This is a genomic window from Kiloniellales bacterium (assembly GCA_030066685.1).
Lineage (GTDB): Bacteria > Pseudomonadota > Alphaproteobacteria > Kiloniellales > JAKSBE01 > JAKSBE01.
The window spans coordinates 1-19785 of record JASJBF010000066.1 but is presented as its reverse complement, the minus strand read 5'-3'; the positions used below and the strand labels follow the sequence as shown (position 1 = coordinate 19785).

Here is a 19785-nt window from a genome sequence, read left to right as displayed (position 1 = left end):
CCCTGTTGCGGGCCCGGGCCCGGCTCGACTGGTGGTGCGCGCGGGCCGGCCTGGCGGCGGCGCAGGCGCGCCACCGGGTCCTGGCCGGCCTGCTGCTGATCGACGGCGAGAGTCCTGAGGCGGCCGCGGCGCTCTTCGACGGTGGGCGGTACGCTCCGCCGGCCTTGGAGGCAATCGAGCAAAAGGCCCTGGCAGCCCTGGGCGGGCAGGGGCCGCTGCACCCCGAGCAACCGGCCTGGGTCCGCCTGGAGTGTCCGGACTGGTTGCTGCCGGCCTTCGAGGCGGCCTTCGGCGGCGAGGCCGAGGCCGAGCTGCAAGCGCTTCTGGAGCAGGCGCCGCTGGACCTCCGGGTCAACGCCTTGAAGGGAGACAGGGAGGCCGCGCGGCGCGCCCTGGCCGAGGCCGGGATCGACAGCGCGCCGACGCCTGTCTCGCCGCTGGGCCTGCGGGTCGCCGGGCGGCGCGCGGTCACCGCGACGGACGCCTTTCGGGAGGGCTTGGTGGAGGTCCAGGACGAGGGCTCCCAGCTCCTGGCCCTGCTGGCCGACGCCCGCCCCGGCCTCGCGGTCTGCGACCTCTGCGCCGGCGCCGGCGGCAAGACCCTGGCGCTGGGCGCCGCCATGGGCGGGCAGGGGCGCCTGGTGGCGGCCGACGTCGACCCCGGCCGGCTGGCGGCCGCTCGGCCACGGCTGCGCCGGGCCGGGCTCTCCGGAGTCGAGCTGCAGCGTCTGGAGGGCGCTGGGGATCCCTGGCTGGCCGCGCAGGCCGGCGGCTTCGACCGGGTCCTGGTCGACGCGCCCTGCAGCGGCACGGGCACCTGGCGGCGCAGTCCCGACGCCCGCTGGCGCCTCGATCCGCAGCGCCTGGAGGCCCTGCAGACGACCCAGGACGAGCTGCTGCGGACCGCCGCCGCCCTGGTGGCGCCCGGTGGCCGGCTGGTCTACGCGACCTGCTCTCTGCTGCCGGCGGAGAACGAGGAACGGGTGGCGGCCTTTCTGGCGCGGCAGCCCGGCTTCGCGCCGCTCCCGGTCGAGGCGGTCTGGGCAGAGGCGCTCGGGCCGGCCGGGCCGCCCGAAGCCGCTTCCCATGCCGGGGGCCTGCGGCTGACCCCCGCGCGCCACGGGACCGACGGTTTCTGCCTTGCGATCCTGGAGCGGGCGCGCAGACTGGAGCCATGACCCAGCCCGTCCGCATCCGCGCGGCGACCCCCTTGGACGCCGCCGGGATCGCCGAGGTCCACGTCGAGACCTGGCGGGCGACCTATGCCGGGATCCTGCCCGACGACTACCTGGTCGGCCAGTCGGTCGACCGCAAGCAGGTCGCCTGGCGCGAGGCCATCGCCCGGCAGAAGCGGACCTCGACCCTGGTCGCCGAGCTGCCGGACCACCGGATCCTCGGCTTCGGCGACTGCGGTCCCTCGCGGCACCGCGAGCTGCCCTATCCGGGGGAGGTCTACACGCTCTACGTCCTGCCGGACTGGCAGAACCAGGGGATCGGCCGGCGCCTGCTGGTCGCCCTCTTCGACGAGATCGCCGCCAAGGGCGCGCACTCCGCCTTCCTCTGGGTCCTGTCGCGCAACCCGACGCGCTTCTTTTACGAAGCCATGGGCGGGGCGCCGGTCGCCGAGCGCCAGGAGCACTTCGCCGGCGCCCTGCTCGACGAGACCGCCTACGCCTGGTCCGACCTGCCGGCCTGGCTGGTCGAGGCCCGGCGCTGAACCGCTGCGCCCAGGCTGTACCAGTCCAGGTTCCGGGTCGCGAACATCACCGCGGCCAGCGCGCCGAAGAGCAGGAAGGCGCCGAGCAGCAGGGCGTGCTCTTCGGAGAGCAGCGTGGTGAAGAGGTAGGTGTAGACGGCGACTTGCAACGCGGCGACGATCGCGCCCTTTCCTAGGCTGGCGAGGATCTTGGCCAGATAGGCCGTCACCAAAGCCACGGACAGGACCACCGCGATCCAATATGCGAGATCGAAACCCAGCAGCTCGGAGAGCGAGAGCAGGAGGAGAAAGAACAGCGCCAGGGCGACCGCGACCATCCCGTATTGCACCACGTGGATCGGCGTGCGGGTGCGAAGCTCGAACAAGAAGACTGCCCCGACCACCAGCGCGACGAAGAGCGTGCCGTACTTCACGGCCCGCTCGCTCTTCAGGTAGTGGTCGACGGGATCCACCAGACTGACCACCGCCGCCGTGCCGCTTCGCTCGGTGAAGACGCAGTCCAGGGGCTTGGAGTCGCTCCGCCATTGCTGCGGAAGCTTGCTGCCGAAGCGGGAAATCCGCCAGTCGGCGTTGAAGCCCTCGGCTGTGACCTCGGAGGCCGCCGGCAGGAAGGCGCCGCCGAAGCCCGGGTGCGGCCAGTCGGCGCGCAAGGAGATCTGGCTGCTGCCGCCCAGGGGCCTGAGGCTCAGGGATCCTGACCCCTTTGCGACGATATCGACCTTCATGTCGGCCGCCCAGTCGTCCCGCGCGGACAAGGTCGGGAGATTGGCCGCGAGAACGGCGCCCGTCTTGCCGAGCCGGCGGTGCAGATAGAGCGGCAGCTTCCGGTCGTTCCAGAGAATCTCCTCGGCCGCCTGCACGGCGCTCAGGTCGGCGACGTAGATCTCCAGGCGCGCCCGGTCCCAGTCGACCTGCTCCGGGGCTCGGATGCGAAGGGCTTCGAGGTCCGGTGCCTTGAAGCTGGCCGTCAACTTGGTGTCGGCGGTGTAGAGCAGAGCCTGGTAGATGCTGCGGCTGCGCACCTCGGCATCGAGCTTGGCGTCGATCTTGAGGCGCTCCGGCAGGAGATAGGCTTCCCCGCTCCGGCCGTTCTCGCCCCCGTCCTCGGACGGGCCCTCCGAGCCCGGGTTTCCGCCGTCAGCGAAGGCGGGCGCTTCCGGCTTGCCGAAAGGCAGCACCAGGACCGGGCCGACGATCCTCTGGGCGCCTCCCCATGAGGCGGTGATCTCGGCGATCACCCGGTCCTGGCGCGTCTGGCGTTCCTCGATCAGTCCGCGAATGATTCCGAGCGGCCAGAGGCTGGCGCCCACGACGGCCAGCAGCAGGATCACTTTGAGAGCGAAGGCGTGGCGTTCGATGGCGTCGAAAATCGACGGCTTGTTCGCGGATTGCTCGGACATACTGAAGGTCCTCCCCTTGGACGGAAGGCTTTTGGCCGGCGAATCGGGAGCAAGCCGGGCGGGATCGGGGCGAAGGCAGGGAGATTTCGGGGCCGGACCGGGAAAGCCGTTGGCCTGTCCGGGGCGAATCCGCTAACTAATGCCATGTCCGACCGCATCCTGATTCTCGACTTCGGCTCCCAGGTGACCCAGCTGATCGCGCGCCGGCTGCGCGAGGCCGGGGTCTACTGCGAGATCTACCCCTTCAACGTCGAAACCCAGCGAATCCGAGACTTTGCGCCCCGCGGCATCGTGCTCTCCGGCGGCCCGGCCTCGGTCACCGCGGCCGACACGCCGCGGGCGCCGGCGCTGGTCTTCGAGCTCGGGGTGCCGGTGCTGGGCATCTGCTACGGCCAGCAGGCGCTCTGTGCCCAGCTCGGCGGCCAGGTCGAGAACTCCGAGCACCACGAGTTCGGCCGGGCCATGCTGCGGATCACCGAAGACTGCCCGCTCTTCGAGGGGATCTGGCGCCCGGGCGAGGACCACCAGGTCTGGATGAGCCACGGCGACCGGGTGATCCGCCTGCCCGAGGGCTTCCGGGTCGTCGCCACCTCCGAGGGCGCGCCCTTCGCGGTCGCGGTCGACGACGACCGGCGCTACTACGGCCTGATGTTCCACCCCGAGGTGGTCCACACCCCGGACGGCGGCCGCCTGCTGGAGCGCTTCGCCCGGATCGCCGGCTGCAGCGGCGACTGGACCATGGCCGCCTTCCGTGACCAGGCGATCGCCCGGATCCGTGAGCAGGTCGGCGCCGGCAAGGTGATCTGCGGCCTTTCGGGCGGGGTCGATTCGGCGGTCGCGGCGGTGCTGATCCATGAGGCCATCGGCGACCAGCTGACCTGCATCTTCGTCGACCATGGCCTGCTGCGCGCCGGCGAAGCCGATCAGGTGGTGGAGCTTTTCCGCGGCCACTACAACATCCCGCTGGTCCACAGCGACGCCGCGGACCTCTTCCTCGGCAAGCTCGAGGGGGTCGAGGACCCGGAGCGCAAGCGCAAGATCATCGGTGCGACCTTCATCGACGTCTTCGAGGCCGAAGCGAAGACCATCGGCGGCGCCGACTTCCTGGCGCAAGGCACGCTTTATCCCGACGTGATCGAGTCGGTCTCCTTCACCGGCGGGCCCAGCGTGACAATCAAGTCGCACCACAACGTCGGCGGCCTGCCGGAGCGCATGAACCTTGGCCTGGTCGAGCCCCTGCGCGAGCTCTTCAAGGACGAGGTCCGCGCGCTCGGCCGCGAGCTCGGCTTGCCGGAGTCCATGGTCGGGCGCCACCCTTTCCCGGGGCCGGGCCTGGCGATCCGGATTCCGGGCGCGGTCACGGCCGAGAAGTGCGAGATCCTGCGCAAGGCCGACCGGATCTTCCTGGAGGAGATCCGCAACGCCGGCCTCTACGACGCGATCTGGCAGGCCTTCGCGGTGCTGCTGCCGGTGCGCACGGTGGGGGTCATGGGCGACGCGCGCTCCTACGACCACGTCTGCGCGCTCAGGGCGGTGACCTCGGTCGACGGCATGACGGCCGAGTCCTATCCCTTCGACCACGCCTTCCTCGACCGGGTCGCGACCCGGATCATCAACGAGGTCCGCGGCATCAACCGCGTCGTCTACGACGTCACCTCCAAGCCCCCGGGCACCATCGAGTGGGAGTGAGCCGGCGCCGGCCCTGACGCCGGCGGCCGGACGGGCTGCCGGGGCGGGGCGAGATGTCGCGCGAGCGCCAAGGGCAGAGCGGGTCTCCGCGCCGCCGCGGCTCCGCCCGCGATCCCCCGCGACTCGGCCCTGGCTTTCGCCAAGGGCAAGGCTAAGATCGATCGGCAAGCAATGAGCGCAGAAAAAGCCGCCGCCGGCCTCTCCGGCGGGCGCCGCGCGACATCCGAAGGGTAGGAACACATGCGAACCTTGAAGGGGCCGGCCATCTTCCTGGCGCAGTTCGCCGGGGACGAGACGCCGTTCGACACGCTGGATTCGATCGCCGCCTGGGCTGCCGGGCTCGGCTACAAGGGCCTGCAGATCCCATCCTGGGACGGCCGCCTCTTCGACCTGGAACAGGCCGCCGAGAGCAAGGCCTACTGCGAGGACGTCCAGGCCACCCTGGCCGAGCACGGCCTGGTGGTGACCGAGCTCTCAACCCATCTGCAGGGGCAACTGGTCGCGGTCCATCCGGCCTACGACGAGGCCTTCGACGGTTTCGCCGCGCCGGAGGTCCGGGGCAACCCGGCGGCCCGCCAGGCCTGGGCGGTCGAGCAGCTGCACAAGGCGGCGCGGGCCTCGGTGAACCTCGGCCTTGAGAACCACGCCAGCTTCTCCGGCGCCCTGGCCTGGCCCTACGTCTATCCCTGGCCGCAGCGCCCGCCGGGCCTGGTCGAGACCGCCTTCGACGAGCTGGCGCGGCGCTGGCGGCCGATCCTCGATGCCTTCGACGCGGCCGGGGTCAACGTCTGCTACGAGATCCATCCCGGCGAGGACCTGCACGACGGCGTGACCTTCGAGATGTTCCTGGAGCGGGTCGGCGGCCACCCGCGCTGCAATATCCTCTACGACCCGAGCCACTTCGTGCTGCAGCAGCTCGACTACCTGGCCTTCATCGACCTCTACCACGAGCGCATCAAAATGTTCCACGTCAAGGACGCGGAGTTCAACCCGAGCGGCCGGCAGGGGGTCTATTCCGGCTACCAGTCCTGGGTCGATCGCGCCGGGCGCTTCCGCTCCCTGGGCGACGGCCAGGTCGACTTCGCGGCCATCTTCTCCAAGCTGGCCGCCCACGACTTCGAGGGCTGGGCGGTCCTGGAGTGGGAGTGCTGCCTGAAGCATCCGGAGGACGGCGCCCGGGAGGGCGCGCCCTTCATCGCGGACCACATCATCCGGGTCACCGAGCGGGCCTTCGACGATTTCGCCGAGGCCGGCACGGACGAGGCCGCCAACCGCCGGATGCTCGGCATCGAATAGGGGGCGCAAGATGACCGCAACATCGAAGCTGGGCCGCCGCCTGCGGCTCGGCATGGTCGGCGGCGGGCGGGACGCCTTCATCGGCGCCGTGCACCGCATCGCGGCCCGGCTGGACGACCGCTACGAGCTGGTCGCCGGCGCGCTCTCGGCCGACCCGGAGAAGGCCAGGGCCTCGGCGGCGGACCTCGGCTTGGCCGCCGAGCGGGCCTACGGCAGCTTCGCCGAGATGGCCGCCGCGGAGGCCGAGCGCGGGGACGGCATCGACGTGGTCGCCATCGTGACGCCGAACCACCTGCATTACGCTCCGGCCAAGGCCTTTCTCGAGGCCGGCATTCACGTCATCTGCGACAAGCCGCTGACCAGCACCCTGGAGGACGCCGAGGCCTTGCAGGCCCTGGTCGAATCGAGCGGCCTGGTCTTCGGCCTGACCCACAACTACACCGGCTATCCCCTGGTCCGTCAGGGCCGCGAGATGGTTGCCGCGGGCGAACTGGGCGCGATCCGCCTGGTCCAGGCGGAGTACGTCCAGGACTGGCTTTCGACGCCCCTGGAGGAGACCGGGCAGAAGCAGGCCGAGTGGCGCACCGATCCGGCGCGCAGCGGACCGGCCGGCTGCGTCGGCGACATCGGCACCCACGCCTTCAACCTGGCCCGCTTCATCACCGGGCTCGAGCTCGAATCCCTGGCGGCCGACCTGCAGACCTTCGTTCCCGGACGGCGGCTCGACGACAACGCCCACATCCTGCTGCGCTTCGCCGGCGGCGCCCGGGGCATGCTCTGGGCGAGCCAGGTCGCGCCGGGCCACGAGAACGGTCTGCGCCTCCGGGTCTACGGCGAGACCGGCGGCCTGTCGTGGCGCCAGGAGAACCCCAACGAGCTGATCCACACGCCGCTGGGCGAGGCGCCGCGGCGGCTGACCCGCGGCGGCCCAGGGCTCGGTGCCGCGGCGGCGCGGGCGACCCGGGTTCCGCCCGGTCATCCGGAGGGCTACCTGGAAGGCTTCGCCCAGCTCTACCTCGACCTGGCCGAGCAGATCGAGGCCAGGCTGACCGGCCGGCCGCCGGATCCGGCCGCGCTGCTCGTGCCCACGGTGGCCGACGGCGTCGAAGGAGTCCGATTCATCGCCCTCAGCGTCCGGTCCAGTGCCGAAGGCGGGGCCTGGCTGGCCTTCTGAGGTTCCGCTGATCACCGCTTTTGTCTAACCTTGACGGGCTGGGAGGGACTCGAGCCGTGATTCCGCAGGTCAGGGCATGCAGCTGGCGCTGAACGAGGTCAGCAAGCGCTTCGGAGAGGTGCCGGCGCTGCAGGGGTTGAGCCTGGAGGTCGAAGCGGGCGAGTTCTTCGTCCTCTTGGGGCCTTCGGCCGCCGGCAAGACGACCACCCTGCGCGTGATATCGGGACTGGAACGGGCCGACTCCGGCCAGGTGCTCTTCAAGGGCCGGGACCTGACTCACGCGCCGGTGCAGGGCCGGCCCATGGCGATGATCTTCCAGACCTTCGCGCTCTACCCGCACCTGAGCGTGCGCGGCAACCTCTCCTACGCCCTGAAGGAGGCCCGGGTCGAGGCCGCCGAGGTCGCCCGGCGGGTCGACGAAGTCGCCGAGATGCTGCGGATCACACATACCTTGGAGCGCTTGCCCGCCACCTTGAGTGGCGGCGAGCAGCAGCGCGTCGCGATCGGCCGCGCCCTGGTGCGCCGGCCGCAGCTTCTGTTGCTGGACGAGCCGCTGACCAACCTGGACGCCAAGCTGCGCCACGACACCCGGGCCGAGTTCAAGCGGCTGCACCGCGAGCTCGGCATGACCATGGTCTACGCCACGCCGGACCAGCTGGAGGCCCTGACCATGGGAGAGCGGATCGCGGTGATCCGCGAAGGCGCGGTCGTGCAGACCGGCTCGGCCGAGGCGCTCTACGACCGGCCGGTCGACGACTTCGTCGCGGGCCTGGTCGGCGCCCCGACGATCAACCTGCTGCCGGCGCGCCGGGCCGGCGGCGAGGGCTCCGCGGCCGCCGTAGCCCTGCCCTTCATGGAGGTTGCCGGCGGCAACTGGTCCCGGGCGCTCTCGGCCTTCGGTCCCGGCACCGACCTCTGGTTCGGAGTGCGGCCGCACGACCTGGCCCCGGTGGAGGGCGCGCCCCGCGGCCCGCATTTCCAGGCGACGGTCCACCTGACCGAGCCTCTCGGCGATGTCACGCTTCTCGACCTCCTGGCCGGCGAGCAGCCGCTGCGCATGGTGCTGCCCGAAGAGCGCGCCGTCGCCTTCGCGGTTGGTGACCGCATCGATGTCGAGATCGCTTTGGAACACACGCATGTCTTTGCACGGGAGACGGGAACGGCAATTCGGTGAATAAGCAATGACCCGGCAAGGCGGCCTGAAGACGCAACGAGAGCCGCGGACCGCGGGTCCCAACAAGGGAGGAGAAGGGAAATGAAGTCTTTCGGACGACGCATCGGAACTGTCGCGGCGGGCGCCGCCGTCGCCGCCCTGGCGGCGGGCTGGGCGCCGAGCGCCTCGGCGGAGGACATTGTCCTGCGCATGGCGGTGCCGGACTGGCCGCCGACCCGGATCATGAAGGACCTGGCCGACCGTTCCTACAAGGCGCCGAGCGGCAACCGGGTGACCCTGGAGCCGGACTTCATCCCCTGGCCCAACTTTTACGAGCGCCTGGCGGCCTCGCTGACCTCCGGCGAGAAGAAGTACCAGATGGCGGTCTCGGACAGTCAGTGGCTGGGCGCCTTCGTCGAGGGCGGCTACTTTCTCAAGATCAACGAGTTCATCGAGGCGGACCCGGATCTCAAGGCATCCTTCGAGGACCTGCACCCGAACCTGGTCGACGCCTATTCGACCTATCCGCACAAGTCCGAGAACTACTACGGCTTCCCGCAGATGCCGGACGTGCTGGTGGTCTACTATCGCAAGGACCTGTTCTGCGATGAGGGCGAGCAGGCCGCCTTCAAGGAGAAATACGGCTACGAGCTGCCCTGCACGCCCGAGGCTATGAACGAGGTCGACTGGAGCCAGGTCGACGACTTCGGCGCGTTCTTCCGGCGCTCGGCCGGCGACAAGCTGGCCGGCCAGGACCTGACCGACGACTTCTACGGCGTCGCCTATCAGGCCGGCAAGGGCTATGACTTCTCGTCGATGCAGATCAACGGGTTCATCTGGCAGCACGGCGGCAACATCTGGGACGAGACGAAGGAGCCCGAGGGCCGGGCCGAAGGCGTCGTCAACTCGGAGGCCTCCGTGAAGGGCTTCGAGCACTACCTCTCGATGCTGAAGCACATGCCGCCGGTCGTGAAGACGGGCTCCATGGACATCTTCAAGGTCGACGAGCTGTTCCGCGAGGGCAAGGTGGCCTGGATCATCCAATGGATCGGATTCGGGGAATCCGCCATCACGGCGGCGACCTCCAAGGTCCACGACAAGGTCGACTTCGCCCGCATGCCAGGCCTCAAGGGCCCCGACGGCAAGCTCTCGCGCTGGTCGAACATCGGCGGCCAGCCCTTCGTCTTGACGACCTGGAACTCGGATACCGTGGTCAAGGAAGCCATCGACTTCGTGAAGTGGTGGCTGTCCACCGAGACCCAGGTCGCCTTCGCCAAGGCCGGCGGTCAGAGCGGCCTGCGCAGCGTCCACGGCGCGCCGGACTACGCCTCCTTCCGGCCCTGGAACCACGCCTTCGGGCCGAGCCTCGACTGGCAGAAGGACGTCTGGCACATCCCCGAGTTCTTCGAGCTGCTGGTCCAGCAGCAGGAGGAGTTCGACAAGGCCATCACCGGCCAGCAGTCGGCCAAGGAGGCGCTGGACAGCATCGCGACCTTCCAGGAAGAGCTTCTGATCGAAGCCGGCCGGATCCAGTAGGCCTCACCTCCGACAGCGGTTTCCGCCGCCGGCCGTCTCCCTGCGGGGCGACCGGCGGCGGCGCCGCAAAGCTCCGGACGGAATGGGCATGACGACGATCGCGAGCGACAGGCCGCCGCTGGTGCCCTGGTGGCAGCCGGACTGGCGCAACTGGCGCCTGGCCCTGGCGCTCGCCGTCGTGATCATTCCGGCCTCGATCCTGACCGTCCCGCTCGATGTGGCCTTCTGGATCAGCCTGGCGGCCAGCGGCCTGGTCTGCCTGACCCTGGTCGTCAACGCCTGGGGCCGTCACCGCGGGCCGCTGCTGGTGGCGCCGGCCCTGGCGCTGCTCTTCGTGATGAACATCTTCCCGCTGATGTGGTCCTTCGGGCTGAGTTTCTTCCACTACCGGGCCAACCGCCTGGCGCCGCCGCGCTTCGCCGGCTTCTACTACTACGAGAAGGTGCTGACCGACCCCGCCGTCTGGGAACGCTTGCAGACCACGGCCCTGGTCGTCGCGCTGACCGTGGCCGCGCAGCTGATCGTCGGCTTTCTCCTGGCCCTGCTCTTCGAGAAGGAGTTCCCCGGCCGGCGCGTGCTGCTGATGCTGGTGCTGACGCCGATGATGCTCAGCTACGTCGCGGTCGGGGCCTTCTTCCGCTACTACTACGAGCCGACCTTCGGGCTGCTCAGCCAGGCGGTGAAGGCGATCACCGGCGAGACCTTCATCCTGCTCGAGACCACGACCGGGGCCCTGGCGGCCATCGTCTTCGCCGACGCCTGGATGTGGTCGCCCTTCGTCATGCTGCTTGTGCTGGCCGGACTGGTCAGCGTGCCCAAGTACCTCTACGAGGCGGCCGAGATCGACCGCGCCTCCTGGTGGCGGCGCTTCTGGACCATCACCTTTCCCTACATTCGCGGCTTGTTGCTGCTGGCCCTGCTGTTCCGGACGATCGAGGCCTTCAAGCTCTTCGACATCGTCTTTCTGATCACCGAGGGCGGGCCGGGCACCTCGACCGAGACCATCGCGGTCTTCGTCTACCGGATGGCCTTCCAGTACTTTAAGACCAGCCAATCCTCGGCCCTGGCCTACGTCCTGCTCTTCATCGTGATCGTGCTGACCAACCTCTACCTCTATTTCGTCAAGCAACGCGAAGTGGAGGCCTGACCCGTGGCCTTCGGCTTCAAGCGGCGGGAGATCGGCAGGGCGGGCTGGGGCTGGACCGCATTCACCGCGGTGATCGCCTTCGTCTACTTCTTCCCGGTGCTCTGGATCATCCTCACCGCCTTCAAGACCCACACGGACGCGCTGTCGATCCCGCCCAAGTTCATCTTCACGCCGACCCTGGAGAACTTCGTCGGGGTGTTCAGCCGCGCCTACATCAAGGGCATGGAGGCGGTCGATACCGGCTTCGACCTCTTTTTCTTCAACTCGATCTTCATCGCCGGCTCCAGCGTGGTGCTGGCCCTGATCGTCGGCACCCTGGCCGCCTACGGCTTCTCGCGCTATCCGCTCAGGGGCAACGACACCTACCTCTTCATCATCCTGACCACGCGCATGCTGCCGCCGATCGTGGTCATCATCCCGATCTTCCTGATGTTCCGGATCACCGGCCTGTCCGGCAGCTACGCCGGGGTGATCCTGCTCTACACGGCCTTCAATCTGCCCTTCGCTGTCTGGATGATGAAGAGCTTCTTCGACGAACTCGCGACCGAAGTCGAAGACGCGGCGCGCCTGGACGGCTCCTCGGAGAGCGGCGTCTTCTTCAAGGTCTGCCTGCCCCAGGTCAAGGCCGGCCTGGCGGCGACCGCGGTCTTCGGCCTGATCCTGACCTGGAACGAGTTCCTCTTCGCGCTGCTGCTGACCGGGGTCGACACGCGCACCGTTCCGGTCGCCATGGCCCAGACCATCGGTGGCGACATCGGTGTGCGCTGGGGCCTGCTGGCGGCCATCGAGACCTTGTTCCTGATCCCGGTCATCGTCGTCACCTTCGTGCTGCAGAACCAGCTGCTGCGCGGCGTGACTTTCGGCACGATCAAGCGCTGAGCGCCGTCATGTCGACCATCGAGCTCAAAGGCCTGACCAAGCGTTTCGCCCAACTGACCGCGGTCAGGGAAATCGACCTCGAGGTCGGCGCGGGCGAGGTGGTCTGCCTTCTGGGGCCTTCAGGCTGCGGCAAGACCACGACCCTGCGCATGATCGCCGGGCTGGAGGCGGTGACCTCGGGGGAGGTGCTGATCGCCGGCCACCGGGTCAACGACCTGTCGCCGCGCGATCGCGACGTGGCTATGGTGTTCCAGTTCTACGCGCTTTATCCGACGCTGACCGTCGCGGAGAACCTGGCCTATCCGCTGCACGCCGAGAAGCTGCCGGCCGAGCGGATTCGGGCCCGGGTCGATGAGACTTTGCGTATCCTGCACCTGGACAGCGTGGCCCACCGTATCCCCGGCCGGCTCTCGGAGGGCGAGAAGCAGCGCGTCGCGGTCGGCCGGGCGATCGTGCGCGATCCCCAGTGCTTCCTTTTCGACGAGCCCTTGAGCCGCCTGGACGTCCAGCTGCGCGAAACCATGCGCGGGGAGATCAAGGAGGTCCTGACCGGGCTCAGCAAGGCGACGGTCATCGTGACCCACGATCAGCTGGAGGCGCTCACCATGGCGGACCGCATCGCCGTGATGCGCGACGGCGTGATCGAGCAGTTCGACACCCCGCATCGGGTCTTCGCCGCGCCGAGCAACGTCTTCGTCGCCGGGTTCATCGGCACGCCCCAGATGAACCTGCTGGCCGCCAGGGTGACGGCGCAGAACGGCGCCACCCGCTGCCGCATCGCCGGCCAGGACCTGACTCTGAACCTGCCGCTCGCCGGGGCGCAGATCGCGGACGGCGGGGAGTACACCCTGGGCTTCCGGCCGCGAGGCCTCGGCCTGGTGTCGGAGCCGACCGCCGATTCGCTCGCGGCCGAGGTCGAGCTCATCGAGCCCATGGGCGCGGAGACCCTGCTCCACCTCTCGGCGGAGGGGCAGGACATCCGGGTGGTGCTCGACCGCCGCCAAGCCCCCAGGCTAGGCGAGAGGGTGCAGGTGCGCTGCTCGGCCGCCAAGCTGCACCTCTTCGATGCGGCCGGGCGGCGGGTGGCGTCATGAGCGGAGCCGACGGCAAGCGCGGCCTGACCGCGCGGCAAGCCCGCCGGGTCGAGGTCTGCATCATCGGGCTCTGCATCGCGGCCCTGGCGATGATCTTCCAGCCCTTTTCGCTGACCTTGTTCGGCGTTGGCGCTGCACTGGTGGTCCTGGGCGGGCTGGCCTTCAACCTGGTGCCGCTGTGTCGGCCCGGCGTCAGGGCCGCGAGCCTGGTCAAGGCGGGCGGCATCGTGATCCTGACTCTCCTGGTCGTCGCCGGTATCGCGATCGCGGCCGCACACCTCTACGGCGTCTATCTGCAAAGCCAATAGGACCGGGGCCGGCGCGCGCCACCGAAGGCCGGGCAAGCAAACCCGGTCAATTGAGTCTTTATCAGCGCTCCTTGGTATCAGGCCTCTTGGTGCCGACCCCGGTCGCCCATCTTTCTGTCTGGAATGTGGGCGGTGAGCTGCTTCAGAAAGCGGTGCACCTCGGCCGTGTCGGACAGTCGGTCGCCGACGCCATCGACGATCGGCTCGACCCTGCCGGCGTCCTCGGCGCCGACCGAGCGGAAATGGACCGCCACCTTATAGGTCTTGTTCTCGACGATGACGGCCGGGATCGGGGCCGGGCGAGGCTCGATGTCCCGAACCGCGCGGCTCGCCCGCCGGAACGGGAGCTGCCAGGCGATCAGAAGCTCGGCCTCGGGACATTGAGCCGGATGCCGCCCTTGCGGTTCTTGGAACCGACATTGCGGGGCGGCTCCTCTTCGTCTGTCAGGCGCAGCACGTAGCCCTCGCGGCAAGCGGCGTCGCCGTTCGTCTGCCAGAGGACGGCCTCCGACTCGTTCGTGAAGAGTCCCTGCTCCGGCACGCACTCGCAGGCCTTCAGCGCACAGGCCACCCGAAGCTCGGGGTCGCCCTTGCGGTCCCCCGAACAGGCGGCCAGGAGCGCCAGCAGGCCGGCTGCCAGAAGGCGCGCCAGGTTCATTGAAGACCCTGCAGGCTTTCCTGATTCTTGCAGCGCGCCGAGGTGTCGTAGCAGGGGTAGGGATCCTGAAGCTTGGGCAGCGCCAAGCCCCCCGGCGGGTCCTTCTTCTTCTCGACGTATTCGGCCAGGGCGAAGCCCTGCGGGCAGTAGGCGTTGCCGTTCCCCTGCCAGAGGACATCCTGGCGTTCGGGCTGGCTGAAGAACGGCGTTTCCTTGGCCTCGCAGATGCACTTCTTCACCGCGCAGGCAACGGCGAGATTGGCCTGGGCTTGCTCATCGTTCGCACAGGACGACAAGGCGAAACACAGCAGCGCCGCGATCCAGAGACTTCGCACGACAAACCTCCCACCAATCCATACGACGCCTGCCGAATAGCACGCTTGGGCGGCGAAGCCCAGGGGGCAGCCGCGCCTTGGCCCGGTCAATCCCGCGGCGTCCCTGCGTCGCGCCGCCGACAGCAGAAGCGTGGATTGTCTGTTAGCGCAATGAAATAAGGCAAGTTTCACGGCCCGGATCGACCCGCTCCGAGCCGGGCTCGATTTAAGAGACGACGCGCAGCGGCTGCCTGAAGATTGACAGAGCCTCGGCGAGGCTGGTGCTGCGCTTCACCCGCTGGCGGCCGTCGTGGACCTCGTAGGCGCCCTCGCGGCCGTTCTTCACCTGCCGCTTGGTGATTGAAAAAGCGGGAGAATCCAAGGTGTGCCTGAAGACGGAGAAGATCGCCCGACCGTCGCGGTGATCGATGGCGTAGTCGCGCCATTCGCCGGCCGCGACGTGCTGGCTATAGAGGCACAGGAGCTGGTGGAGTTCGTGACGGTCGAAGAAGGTGGTCGAAGTGGAAAGACGGTGGTTGCCTGGGCGATGAAAGCTGTGCATTGGACGAGCGGCACCTCCCCACTGTTGCTGATCTTTTGTTCAGTCTCTCCCAAATCGCATCCGGCGTCCAGCAGCTTGGCCCAGCGCTCTACCCGCGGGCCCTGCCGCTCAGCGCACCATGGTGAAGCTGCTGGCCTTTGGGTCCGGCCGCTGATAGCAATCGATCGCGCCCAGGGTCCGGTAGCAGACCACCTGGGGCGCCGTCGCAGGGGCCTCGACCTCCGCTTCGGGCTGGCAATAGGGGCCGTCTTCCTCTGTGTAGCGCAGCAGAGAGCAGTCCTCGCCGGTCACCCAGGTGGCGACGTGGTCCGGCACGGTCTTGTCGGTATGGGCCAAGCTGGCGGCCGAGGTTCCGACCACGACCATGGTCGCGGTCGCCGGGTCGCAGGCGACGAGGGGGAGCAACAGAAAGGCGGTCAGCCAGCGGCGGGTCATACCTTGACTCCGGTTCGGGGTGCGCGGTCTCTCGAGACGCTGTCGGGCCCGCGGGCCGCCTTTCGCAGCGGCACCCGTTGAAGCCCCAGTTTCGACCGGCTAAGTAAACATTAGGTTATCCGGCCGCCGCCGGATCGGCGGCCGAAGTTCTCGAAGGAGGCCAGTTATGCCAGCGCTCACGACGCCGATCTGCGATTTCGGATGGCAGGCGGTAGACTTCGACCTGGAAGGGGTCGATGGCCGCAACTACACGCTGCGGGACGTCCGTGGCGAGAAGGGCACGGTGGTCATGTTCATCTGCAACCACTGCCCCTACGTGCGGGCGGTGATCGGCCGCCTGGTCAGGGATGTCGCCGAGCTCCAGACCCTGGGTATCGGGGCGGTCGCCATCATGCCCAACGATACCGAAGCCTATCCCGCCGATTCCTTCGAGAACATGAAGGCCTTCGCGGCCGAGAACGGCTTCACTTTTCCTTACGTCATCGATCGGACCCAGGAAGTGGCGCGCGCCTACGATGCGGTCTGCACCCCGGACTTTTTCGGCTTCGACGCCGATCTCGGCCTGCAGTATCGCGGCCGCCTCGATGCCTCCAGGGTCGAGCTGGTGCCGGATGCCCGCCGCGAGCTTTTCGAGGCGATGCAGCAGGTCGCCGCCACAGGCCATGGCCCCAGCGAGCAGGTCGGATCGATGGGCTGCTCGATCAAATGGCGGGCGGCCTGACGCCTGGGCGGAAAGCCGGTCTTCTTAAAGTGCTGAAGTAAATAAACTATTCGATTTTGCCAAGGCGCCGGCTCCGAGCTATTTTAGCGCGCTTCGAGGCCAAGGGAAAAGGGCGCCGGGGAGGCGGGTTTGAGCGATATCTTTCGTGAAGTCGACGAGGAGATTCGGCAGGAGAACTTTGCCAAGCTGTGGAAGCGATACGGCATCTATCTGATCGCTTTCGCCGTCCTGGTGATTGCGGCCGTGGCCGGTTACCAGATCTGGCAGAGCTACGACCTTGAACGGCGGACGGAGCTGTCGGACCGCTATGCCGCCCTGACGACCCAGACGGTCGAGGATCAGGACGATGCGATCCGGGCGTCCCTGGCGGAGATCGCCGACCCCTCGGACCGAGGCTACGGGACCCTTGCTGCCTTCGCGCAGGCGCAGCGCTTGGCGGACTCCGGAAACACCGCCGAAGCGACGGCGATCTGGGACAAGATCGCGGCACAGAGCCCCTCGGGGGACAGCTTTCGGGCGATCGCCACCCTGCTTTCCGTTATGTATCAGATAGATAGCGGCGATCCGGCCGCCCTGGAGGCCAAGCTCCAGCCGCTCCTGGGGGTCGGTCAGCCGTTTCGGACCTCGGCGCAGGAACTCGATGCCTTGCTGGCCATCAGGCAGGGCGACAGCGAGCGGGCCAGGGCCCGCCTGGAGGCGATCGGCCAGGATGTCTTTGCACCGCCGGCGGCCAGGGAGCGCGCGGCTCAGCTGCTGTCGACCCTCAGGACTGGAGACTGACTCATGGCTCTTCGCTGCCTGCGCGCTCTGGTCCCGCTTCTGCTTTGCGCGCTACTCGGCGCCTGCGGTTTCGTCTCCGACTGGTTTGGGCGCGGCGAAGATCCGCCGCTGCCGGGCAAGCGCATCGCGATCCTGACCGATGACAGCGCGCTCCAGGCCGACCGCAGCATCGAGAACCTGAGGGTCCGCCTGCCCGAACCCTACGTGAACGACACCTGGGACCAGCCCGGCGGCAATGCGGTGCATGCGCTCTATCACCTTTCCCTGGGCGAGGATCCCGAAGTCGACTGGACGGCCGACGTCGGGGACGGCAGCTCGGACGACAGCCAGATCCTGGCCGAGCCGTTGGTCGTGGGCGATACGGTCTACGCGATGGATTCCCGTTCGACCGTGACCGCCTTCGAAACCGAGTCCGGCGATCGGCGCTGGCGGGTCGACCTCTCCGACGACGACGAGGAGGACGACGGTTTCTTCGGCGGCGGCATCACCTTCGGCAGCGGCCGGATCTTCGCCAGCACCGGCTTCGCCAAGGTCTTTGCCCTGGACGCCGGATCCGGCGAAATCCTCTGGTCGCAGCCGATTCCCGGGCCGATGCGGGCGGCGCCGACCTACAGCGACGGGCGCATCTTCGTGGTCTCGGTCGACAACCAGCTCCACGCGCTCGATGCCCGGACCGGGGCCGCGCTCTGGTCGCACACGGGCATCCAGGAGGTCGCGACCCTGCTCGGCGGCTCGAGCCCGGCGGTTCAGGGCTCCACCGTGATCGCGCCCTATTCCTCGGGCGAGCTCTTTGCGTTGCTCGCCGAGAACGGCCGGGTCCTGTGGAGCGATCTCCTGGCTAGCGTGCGGCGCATCGATCCCATCGCGGACATGGCCGATATCCGGGGGCTGCCGGTGATCGACCGGGGTCTGGTGCTGGCGGCCAGCAACGCCGGCCGCATGATCGCGATCGATCTGCGCCGCGGCGAGCGGGCCTGGGACATCGACCTCAGTTCGGTCCAGACTCCTTGGGTCGGGGGCGACTTCATCTATGTGGTCAGCGCCGACGCGCAGCTGGTCTGCCTGACCCGGGCCAACGGCGGAGTCCGCTGGGTCCAGCCGCTGCAGCAGTTCGAGGACGAAGACGACCGGCAAGATCCGATCACTTGGCGCGGCCCGGTCCTGGCCGGGGGGCGCTTGGTGCTGGCCGGCAGCCATGGCAAGGGCGTCTGGGTCTCGCCCAGGAACGGCGAGGTGCAGGGCGAGTTCAATCTGCCGGGGGCCGCGGCGGTGACGCCGGTGGTGGCCGGCAACACCGTCTACTTCCTGACCGAGGGCGCGACCCTGGTGGCGATGCGCTGACGCCGCACCCGGGATCGGCCGGGCGGGCGCTTGGAAAAGCAGACGACATGCAACCCCTGACCGTCGCGATCATCGGCCGGCCCAACGTCGGCAAGTCGACCCTGTTCAACCGCCTGGTCGGCCGAAAGCTGGCCCTCGTGCACGAGGAGCCCGGCGTGACCCGCGATCGCCGCGAGGCCGAGGCTCGGCTGCACGACCTGCGGCTGCGGGTCATCGACACGGCAGGGCTGGAAGAGGCCGCGCCCGAGGCCTTGGAGGCGCGGATGCGCCAGCAGACCGAGCGGGCGCTGCTGTCGGCCGATCTGGTTCTCTTCCTGATCGACGCCCGGGCCGGCCTGACCGCGCTCGACCGGCACTTCGCCCGCTGGCTCCGGCGCCAGGACCTGCCGGTGGTCCTGGTCGCCAACAAGTGCGAGGGCCGGGCGGGCGATTCCGGCCTGGCCGAGGCTTACGGGCTCGGCTTCGGCGATCCCGTGCCGCTCTCGGCCGAGCACGATCTGGGATTCTCCGACCTGCGCGATGCCGTGGCGCCCTTCGCCGAGGCGGCGTCCGCGGTGGCAGAGGAAACCGAGGAGGCGGGGGACGCGGCCGCCGGGCCCCTGCAGCTGGCCATCGTCGGCCGGCCCAACGTCGGCAAGTCGACCCTGGTCAACCGGCTGATCGGCGAGGACCGGGTCCTGACCGGCCCGGAAGCCGGGATCACCCGCGACGCCATCGCCGTCCAGTGGTCCTACAGGGGACAGGAGGTCCAGTTGGTCGACACCGCGGGCCTGCGCAAGCGGGCCAAGGTCGCGGCCAAGCTGGAGAAGATGTCGGTCGAGGACACCCTGCGGGCGATCCGCTTCGCCCAGGTCGTGGTCCTCCTGCTGGACGCCAACGAGGGTCTGGAGCGCCAGGACCTCACCATCGCCCGGCACAGCGTCGACGAGGGCCGGGCCCTGGTCATCGCGCTCAACAAGTGGGACGCCTGCACCGACCGGGAAGCCGCCCTGCGGCAACTCGACGACCGCCTGGAACGCTCCCTGCCGCAAGTCCGCGGCGTGCCCAAGGTGGCGATCTCGGCGTTGGAAGGCCGGCATCTGGACCGCCTGATGGACGCGGTGCTCGAGGCCTACCGGGTCTGGAACGCCCGGGTCCCGACCGGCGAGCTGAACCGCTGGCTGGAGGCCGTCACCGCGGCCCATCCGCCGCCGCTGTCCAAAGGCCGCAAGGTGCGCCTGAAGTACGTGACCCAGACGAAGACCCGGCCGCCGAGCTACGCGATCTTCTGCTCGCGGCCGGCGGCGATTCCGGCCTCCTACCTGCGCTACCTGGAGAACCAGCTGCGCAGCGATTTCAAGCTCGAGGGCACGCCGATCCGCATCGCCCTGAGGAAGGGCGAGAACCCCTATGCCCGGAAGCCGGGCGCCCGGAAACGCGGCGGCAGGAAGAAGGACGCAAAGAAGCGGGCTTATACCAAGGGGCGTTGATAATGACTCATTTGACCGGGTTTGCTTGTCCGCCGGTCAGGCGCGCTTCGCGCAGCTGTGCGATGTACCGTAAGCGGAGCGCAACGCAGCGGGCGGTCAAGCAAACCCGGCC

The 19785-nt window shown here is 68.8% G+C and carries 21 protein-coding genes; 15 read left to right on the top strand and 6 right to left on the bottom strand.

Annotated features, from left to right (window positions below; translation table 11 throughout):
- Together QNJ30_27575 and QNJ30_27570 are read left to right on the top strand one after the other, a co-directional pair.
- The coding region (locus QNJ30_27575) for an RsmB/NOP family class I SAM-dependent RNA methyltransferase (GenBank protein MDJ0947225.1) at positions 1–1178 on the top strand (1178 nt) is incomplete at its 5' end.
- Positions 1175–1717: a GNAT family N-acetyltransferase gene (locus QNJ30_27570; GenBank protein MDJ0947224.1), complete on the top strand. Its 543-nt coding sequence runs from the start codon at positions 1175–1177 to the stop codon at positions 1715–1717. The genes QNJ30_27575 and QNJ30_27570, both read left to right, overlap by 4 nt.
- Here QNJ30_27570 and creD read toward each other — a convergent pair.
- Entirely contained in the window at positions 1669–3117 is a 1449-nt protein-coding gene (gene creD, locus QNJ30_27565) for a cell envelope integrity protein CreD (protein ID MDJ0947223.1), read from the bottom strand. The two genes, QNJ30_27570 and creD, sit on opposite strands and share 49 nt — an antisense overlap.
- A 144-nt stretch (positions 3118–3261) precedes the next feature.
- On the opposite strand from creD, the gene guaA reads away from it, so the two are divergent.
- The 9 genes from guaA to QNJ30_27520 all read left to right on the top strand — a co-directional run bounded on the left by guaA (position 3262) and on the right by QNJ30_27520 (position 13393).
- Complete coding sequence (guaA, locus tag QNJ30_27560) at positions 3262–4806, top strand: glutamine-hydrolyzing GMP synthase (protein ID MDJ0947222.1); 1545 nt, start codon at positions 3262–3264, stop codon at positions 4804–4806.
- A 240-nt stretch (positions 4807–5046) separates the two neighbouring features.
- Positions 5047–6102 carry a sugar phosphate isomerase/epimerase gene (locus QNJ30_27555; protein ID MDJ0947221.1) on the top strand — a complete coding sequence of 352 codons (1056 nt, stop codon included), beginning with the start codon at positions 5047–5049 and terminating at the stop codon, positions 6100–6102.
- Positions 6103–6112: 10 nt separating this feature from the next.
- On the top strand, positions 6113–7276 hold the full coding sequence (locus tag QNJ30_27550) for a Gfo/Idh/MocA family oxidoreductase (protein MDJ0947220.1): 1164 nt from the start codon (positions 6113–6115) through the stop codon (positions 7274–7276).
- Between the two features lie 76 nt (positions 7277–7352).
- Positions 7353–8450, top strand: coding sequence for an ABC transporter ATP-binding protein (locus tag QNJ30_27545; protein MDJ0947219.1), 1098 nt, complete (start codon positions 7353–7355; stop codon positions 8448–8450).
- 81 nt (positions 8451–8531) lie between these two features.
- Positions 8532–9965: an extracellular solute-binding protein gene (locus QNJ30_27540; GenBank protein ID MDJ0947218.1), complete on the top strand. Its 1434-nt coding sequence runs from the start codon at positions 8532–8534 to the stop codon at positions 9963–9965.
- An 88-nt stretch (positions 9966–10053) separates the two neighbouring features.
- On the top strand, positions 10054–11112 hold the full coding sequence (locus QNJ30_27535; GenBank protein MDJ0947217.1) for a sugar ABC transporter permease: 1059 nt from the start codon (positions 10054–10056) through the stop codon (positions 11110–11112).
- Between the two features lie 3 nt (positions 11113–11115).
- Positions 11116–11991 (top strand): carbohydrate ABC transporter permease, encoded by an 876-nt coding sequence (locus tag QNJ30_27530; protein MDJ0947216.1) that lies wholly within the window; start codon positions 11116–11118, stop codon positions 11989–11991.
- Positions 11992–11999: 8 nt separating this feature from the next.
- The gene (locus QNJ30_27525) at positions 12000–13085 is read left to right on the top strand and encodes an ABC transporter ATP-binding protein (GenBank protein MDJ0947215.1); all 1086 of its coding nucleotides are present in this window, start codon (positions 12000–12002) and stop codon (positions 13083–13085) included.
- Positions 13082–13393 (top strand): hypothetical protein, encoded by a 312-nt coding sequence (locus QNJ30_27520; GenBank protein MDJ0947214.1) that lies wholly within the window; start codon positions 13082–13084, stop codon positions 13391–13393. The genes QNJ30_27525 and QNJ30_27520 overlap by 4 nt, the downstream gene beginning before the upstream one ends.
- Positions 13394–13470: 77 nt before the next feature.
- Here the strand turns inward: QNJ30_27520 and QNJ30_27515 are convergent, their stop codons facing one another.
- From QNJ30_27515 to QNJ30_27495, 5 genes are all read right to left on the bottom strand, one after another.
- A complete protein-coding gene (locus QNJ30_27515; GenBank protein ID MDJ0947213.1) occupies positions 13471–13647 on the bottom strand; it encodes a hypothetical protein in 177 nt (58 codons plus the stop codon).
- Between the two features lie 104 nt (positions 13648–13751).
- On the bottom strand, positions 13752–14051 hold the full coding sequence (locus QNJ30_27510; GenBank protein ID MDJ0947212.1) for a hypothetical protein: 300 nt from the start codon (positions 14049–14051) through the stop codon (positions 13752–13754).
- Positions 14048–14386 carry a hypothetical protein gene (locus QNJ30_27505; protein ID MDJ0947211.1) on the bottom strand — a complete coding sequence of 113 codons (339 nt, stop codon included), beginning with the start codon at positions 14384–14386 and terminating at the stop codon, positions 14048–14050. The genes QNJ30_27510 and QNJ30_27505 overlap by 4 nt, the downstream gene beginning before the upstream one ends.
- A 205-nt stretch (positions 14387–14591) precedes the next feature.
- Positions 14592–14927, bottom strand: a complete 336-nt coding sequence (locus tag QNJ30_27500; protein MDJ0947210.1) for a DUF2794 domain-containing protein — start codon at positions 14925–14927, stop codon at positions 14592–14594.
- A gap of 108 nt (positions 14928–15035) precedes the next feature.
- A complete protein-coding gene (locus tag QNJ30_27495; protein ID MDJ0947209.1) occupies positions 15036–15362 on the bottom strand; it encodes a hypothetical protein in 327 nt (108 codons plus the stop codon).
- 166 nt (positions 15363–15528) lie between these two features.
- Here QNJ30_27495 and QNJ30_27490 point away from each other — a divergent pair, with 166 nt between their 5' ends.
- The 4 genes from QNJ30_27490 to der all read left to right on the top strand — a co-directional run bounded on the left by QNJ30_27490 (position 15529) and on the right by der (position 19673).
- Entirely contained in the window at positions 15529–16083 is a 555-nt protein-coding gene (locus tag QNJ30_27490; GenBank protein ID MDJ0947208.1) for a thioredoxin family protein, read from the top strand.
- 129 nt (positions 16084–16212) lie between these two features.
- Positions 16213–16863: a tetratricopeptide repeat protein gene (locus tag QNJ30_27485; GenBank protein ID MDJ0947207.1), complete on the top strand. Its 651-nt coding sequence runs from the start codon at positions 16213–16215 to the stop codon at positions 16861–16863.
- A 3-nt stretch (positions 16864–16866) separates the two neighbouring features.
- Positions 16867–18204 carry a PQQ-binding-like beta-propeller repeat protein gene (locus QNJ30_27480; GenBank protein MDJ0947206.1) on the top strand — a complete coding sequence of 446 codons (1338 nt, stop codon included), beginning with the start codon at positions 16867–16869 and terminating at the stop codon, positions 18202–18204.
- 47 nt (positions 18205–18251) lie between these two features.
- Positions 18252–19673 (top strand): ribosome biogenesis GTPase Der, encoded by a 1422-nt coding sequence (gene der, locus QNJ30_27475; protein ID MDJ0947205.1) that lies wholly within the window; start codon positions 18252–18254, stop codon positions 19671–19673.
- The last annotated feature ends 112 nt before the right edge of the window (positions 19674–19785 follow it).

Excerpts from the sequence above, each read along its gene's own strand:
- QNJ30_27570 (MDJ0947224.1), top strand. The coding sequence starts at position 1,175 with ATGACCCAGCCCGTCCGCATCCGCGCGGCGACCCCCTTGGACGCCGCC.
- creD (MDJ0947223.1), bottom strand. The coding sequence starts at position 3,117 with ATGTCCGAGCAATCCGCGAACAAGCCGTCGATTTTCGACGCCATCGAA.
- guaA (MDJ0947222.1), top strand. The coding sequence starts at position 3,262 with ATGTCCGACCGCATCCTGATTCTCGACTTCGGCTCCCAGGTGACCCAG.
- QNJ30_27555 (MDJ0947221.1), top strand. The coding sequence starts at position 5,047 with ATGCGAACCTTGAAGGGGCCGGCCATCTTCCTGGCGCAGTTCGCCGGG.
- QNJ30_27550 (MDJ0947220.1), top strand. The coding sequence starts at position 6,113 with ATGACCGCAACATCGAAGCTGGGCCGCCGCCTGCGGCTCGGCATGGTC.
- QNJ30_27545 (MDJ0947219.1), top strand. The coding sequence starts at position 7,353 with ATGCAGCTGGCGCTGAACGAGGTCAGCAAGCGCTTCGGAGAGGTGCCG.
- QNJ30_27540 (MDJ0947218.1), top strand. The coding sequence starts at position 8,532 with ATGAAGTCTTTCGGACGACGCATCGGAACTGTCGCGGCGGGCGCCGCC.
- QNJ30_27535 (MDJ0947217.1), top strand. The coding sequence starts at position 10,054 with ATGACGACGATCGCGAGCGACAGGCCGCCGCTGGTGCCCTGGTGGCAG.
- QNJ30_27525 (MDJ0947215.1), top strand. The coding sequence starts at position 12,000 with ATGTCGACCATCGAGCTCAAAGGCCTGACCAAGCGTTTCGCCCAACTG.
- QNJ30_27520 (MDJ0947214.1), top strand. The coding sequence starts at position 13,082 with ATGAGCGGAGCCGACGGCAAGCGCGGCCTGACCGCGCGGCAAGCCCGC.
- QNJ30_27510 (MDJ0947212.1), bottom strand. The coding sequence starts at position 14,051 with ATGAACCTGGCGCGCCTTCTGGCAGCCGGCCTGCTGGCGCTCCTGGCC.
- QNJ30_27500 (MDJ0947210.1), bottom strand. The coding sequence starts at position 14,927 with ATGCACAGCTTTCATCGCCCAGGCAACCACCGTCTTTCCACTTCGACC.
- QNJ30_27495 (MDJ0947209.1), bottom strand. The coding sequence starts at position 15,362 with ATGACCCGCCGCTGGCTGACCGCCTTTCTGTTGCTCCCCCTCGTCGCC.
- QNJ30_27490 (MDJ0947208.1), top strand. The coding sequence starts at position 15,529 with ATGCCAGCGCTCACGACGCCGATCTGCGATTTCGGATGGCAGGCGGTA.
- QNJ30_27480 (MDJ0947206.1), top strand. The coding sequence starts at position 16,867 with ATGGCTCTTCGCTGCCTGCGCGCTCTGGTCCCGCTTCTGCTTTGCGCG.
- der (MDJ0947205.1), top strand. The coding sequence starts at position 18,252 with ATGCAACCCCTGACCGTCGCGATCATCGGCCGGCCCAACGTCGGCAAG.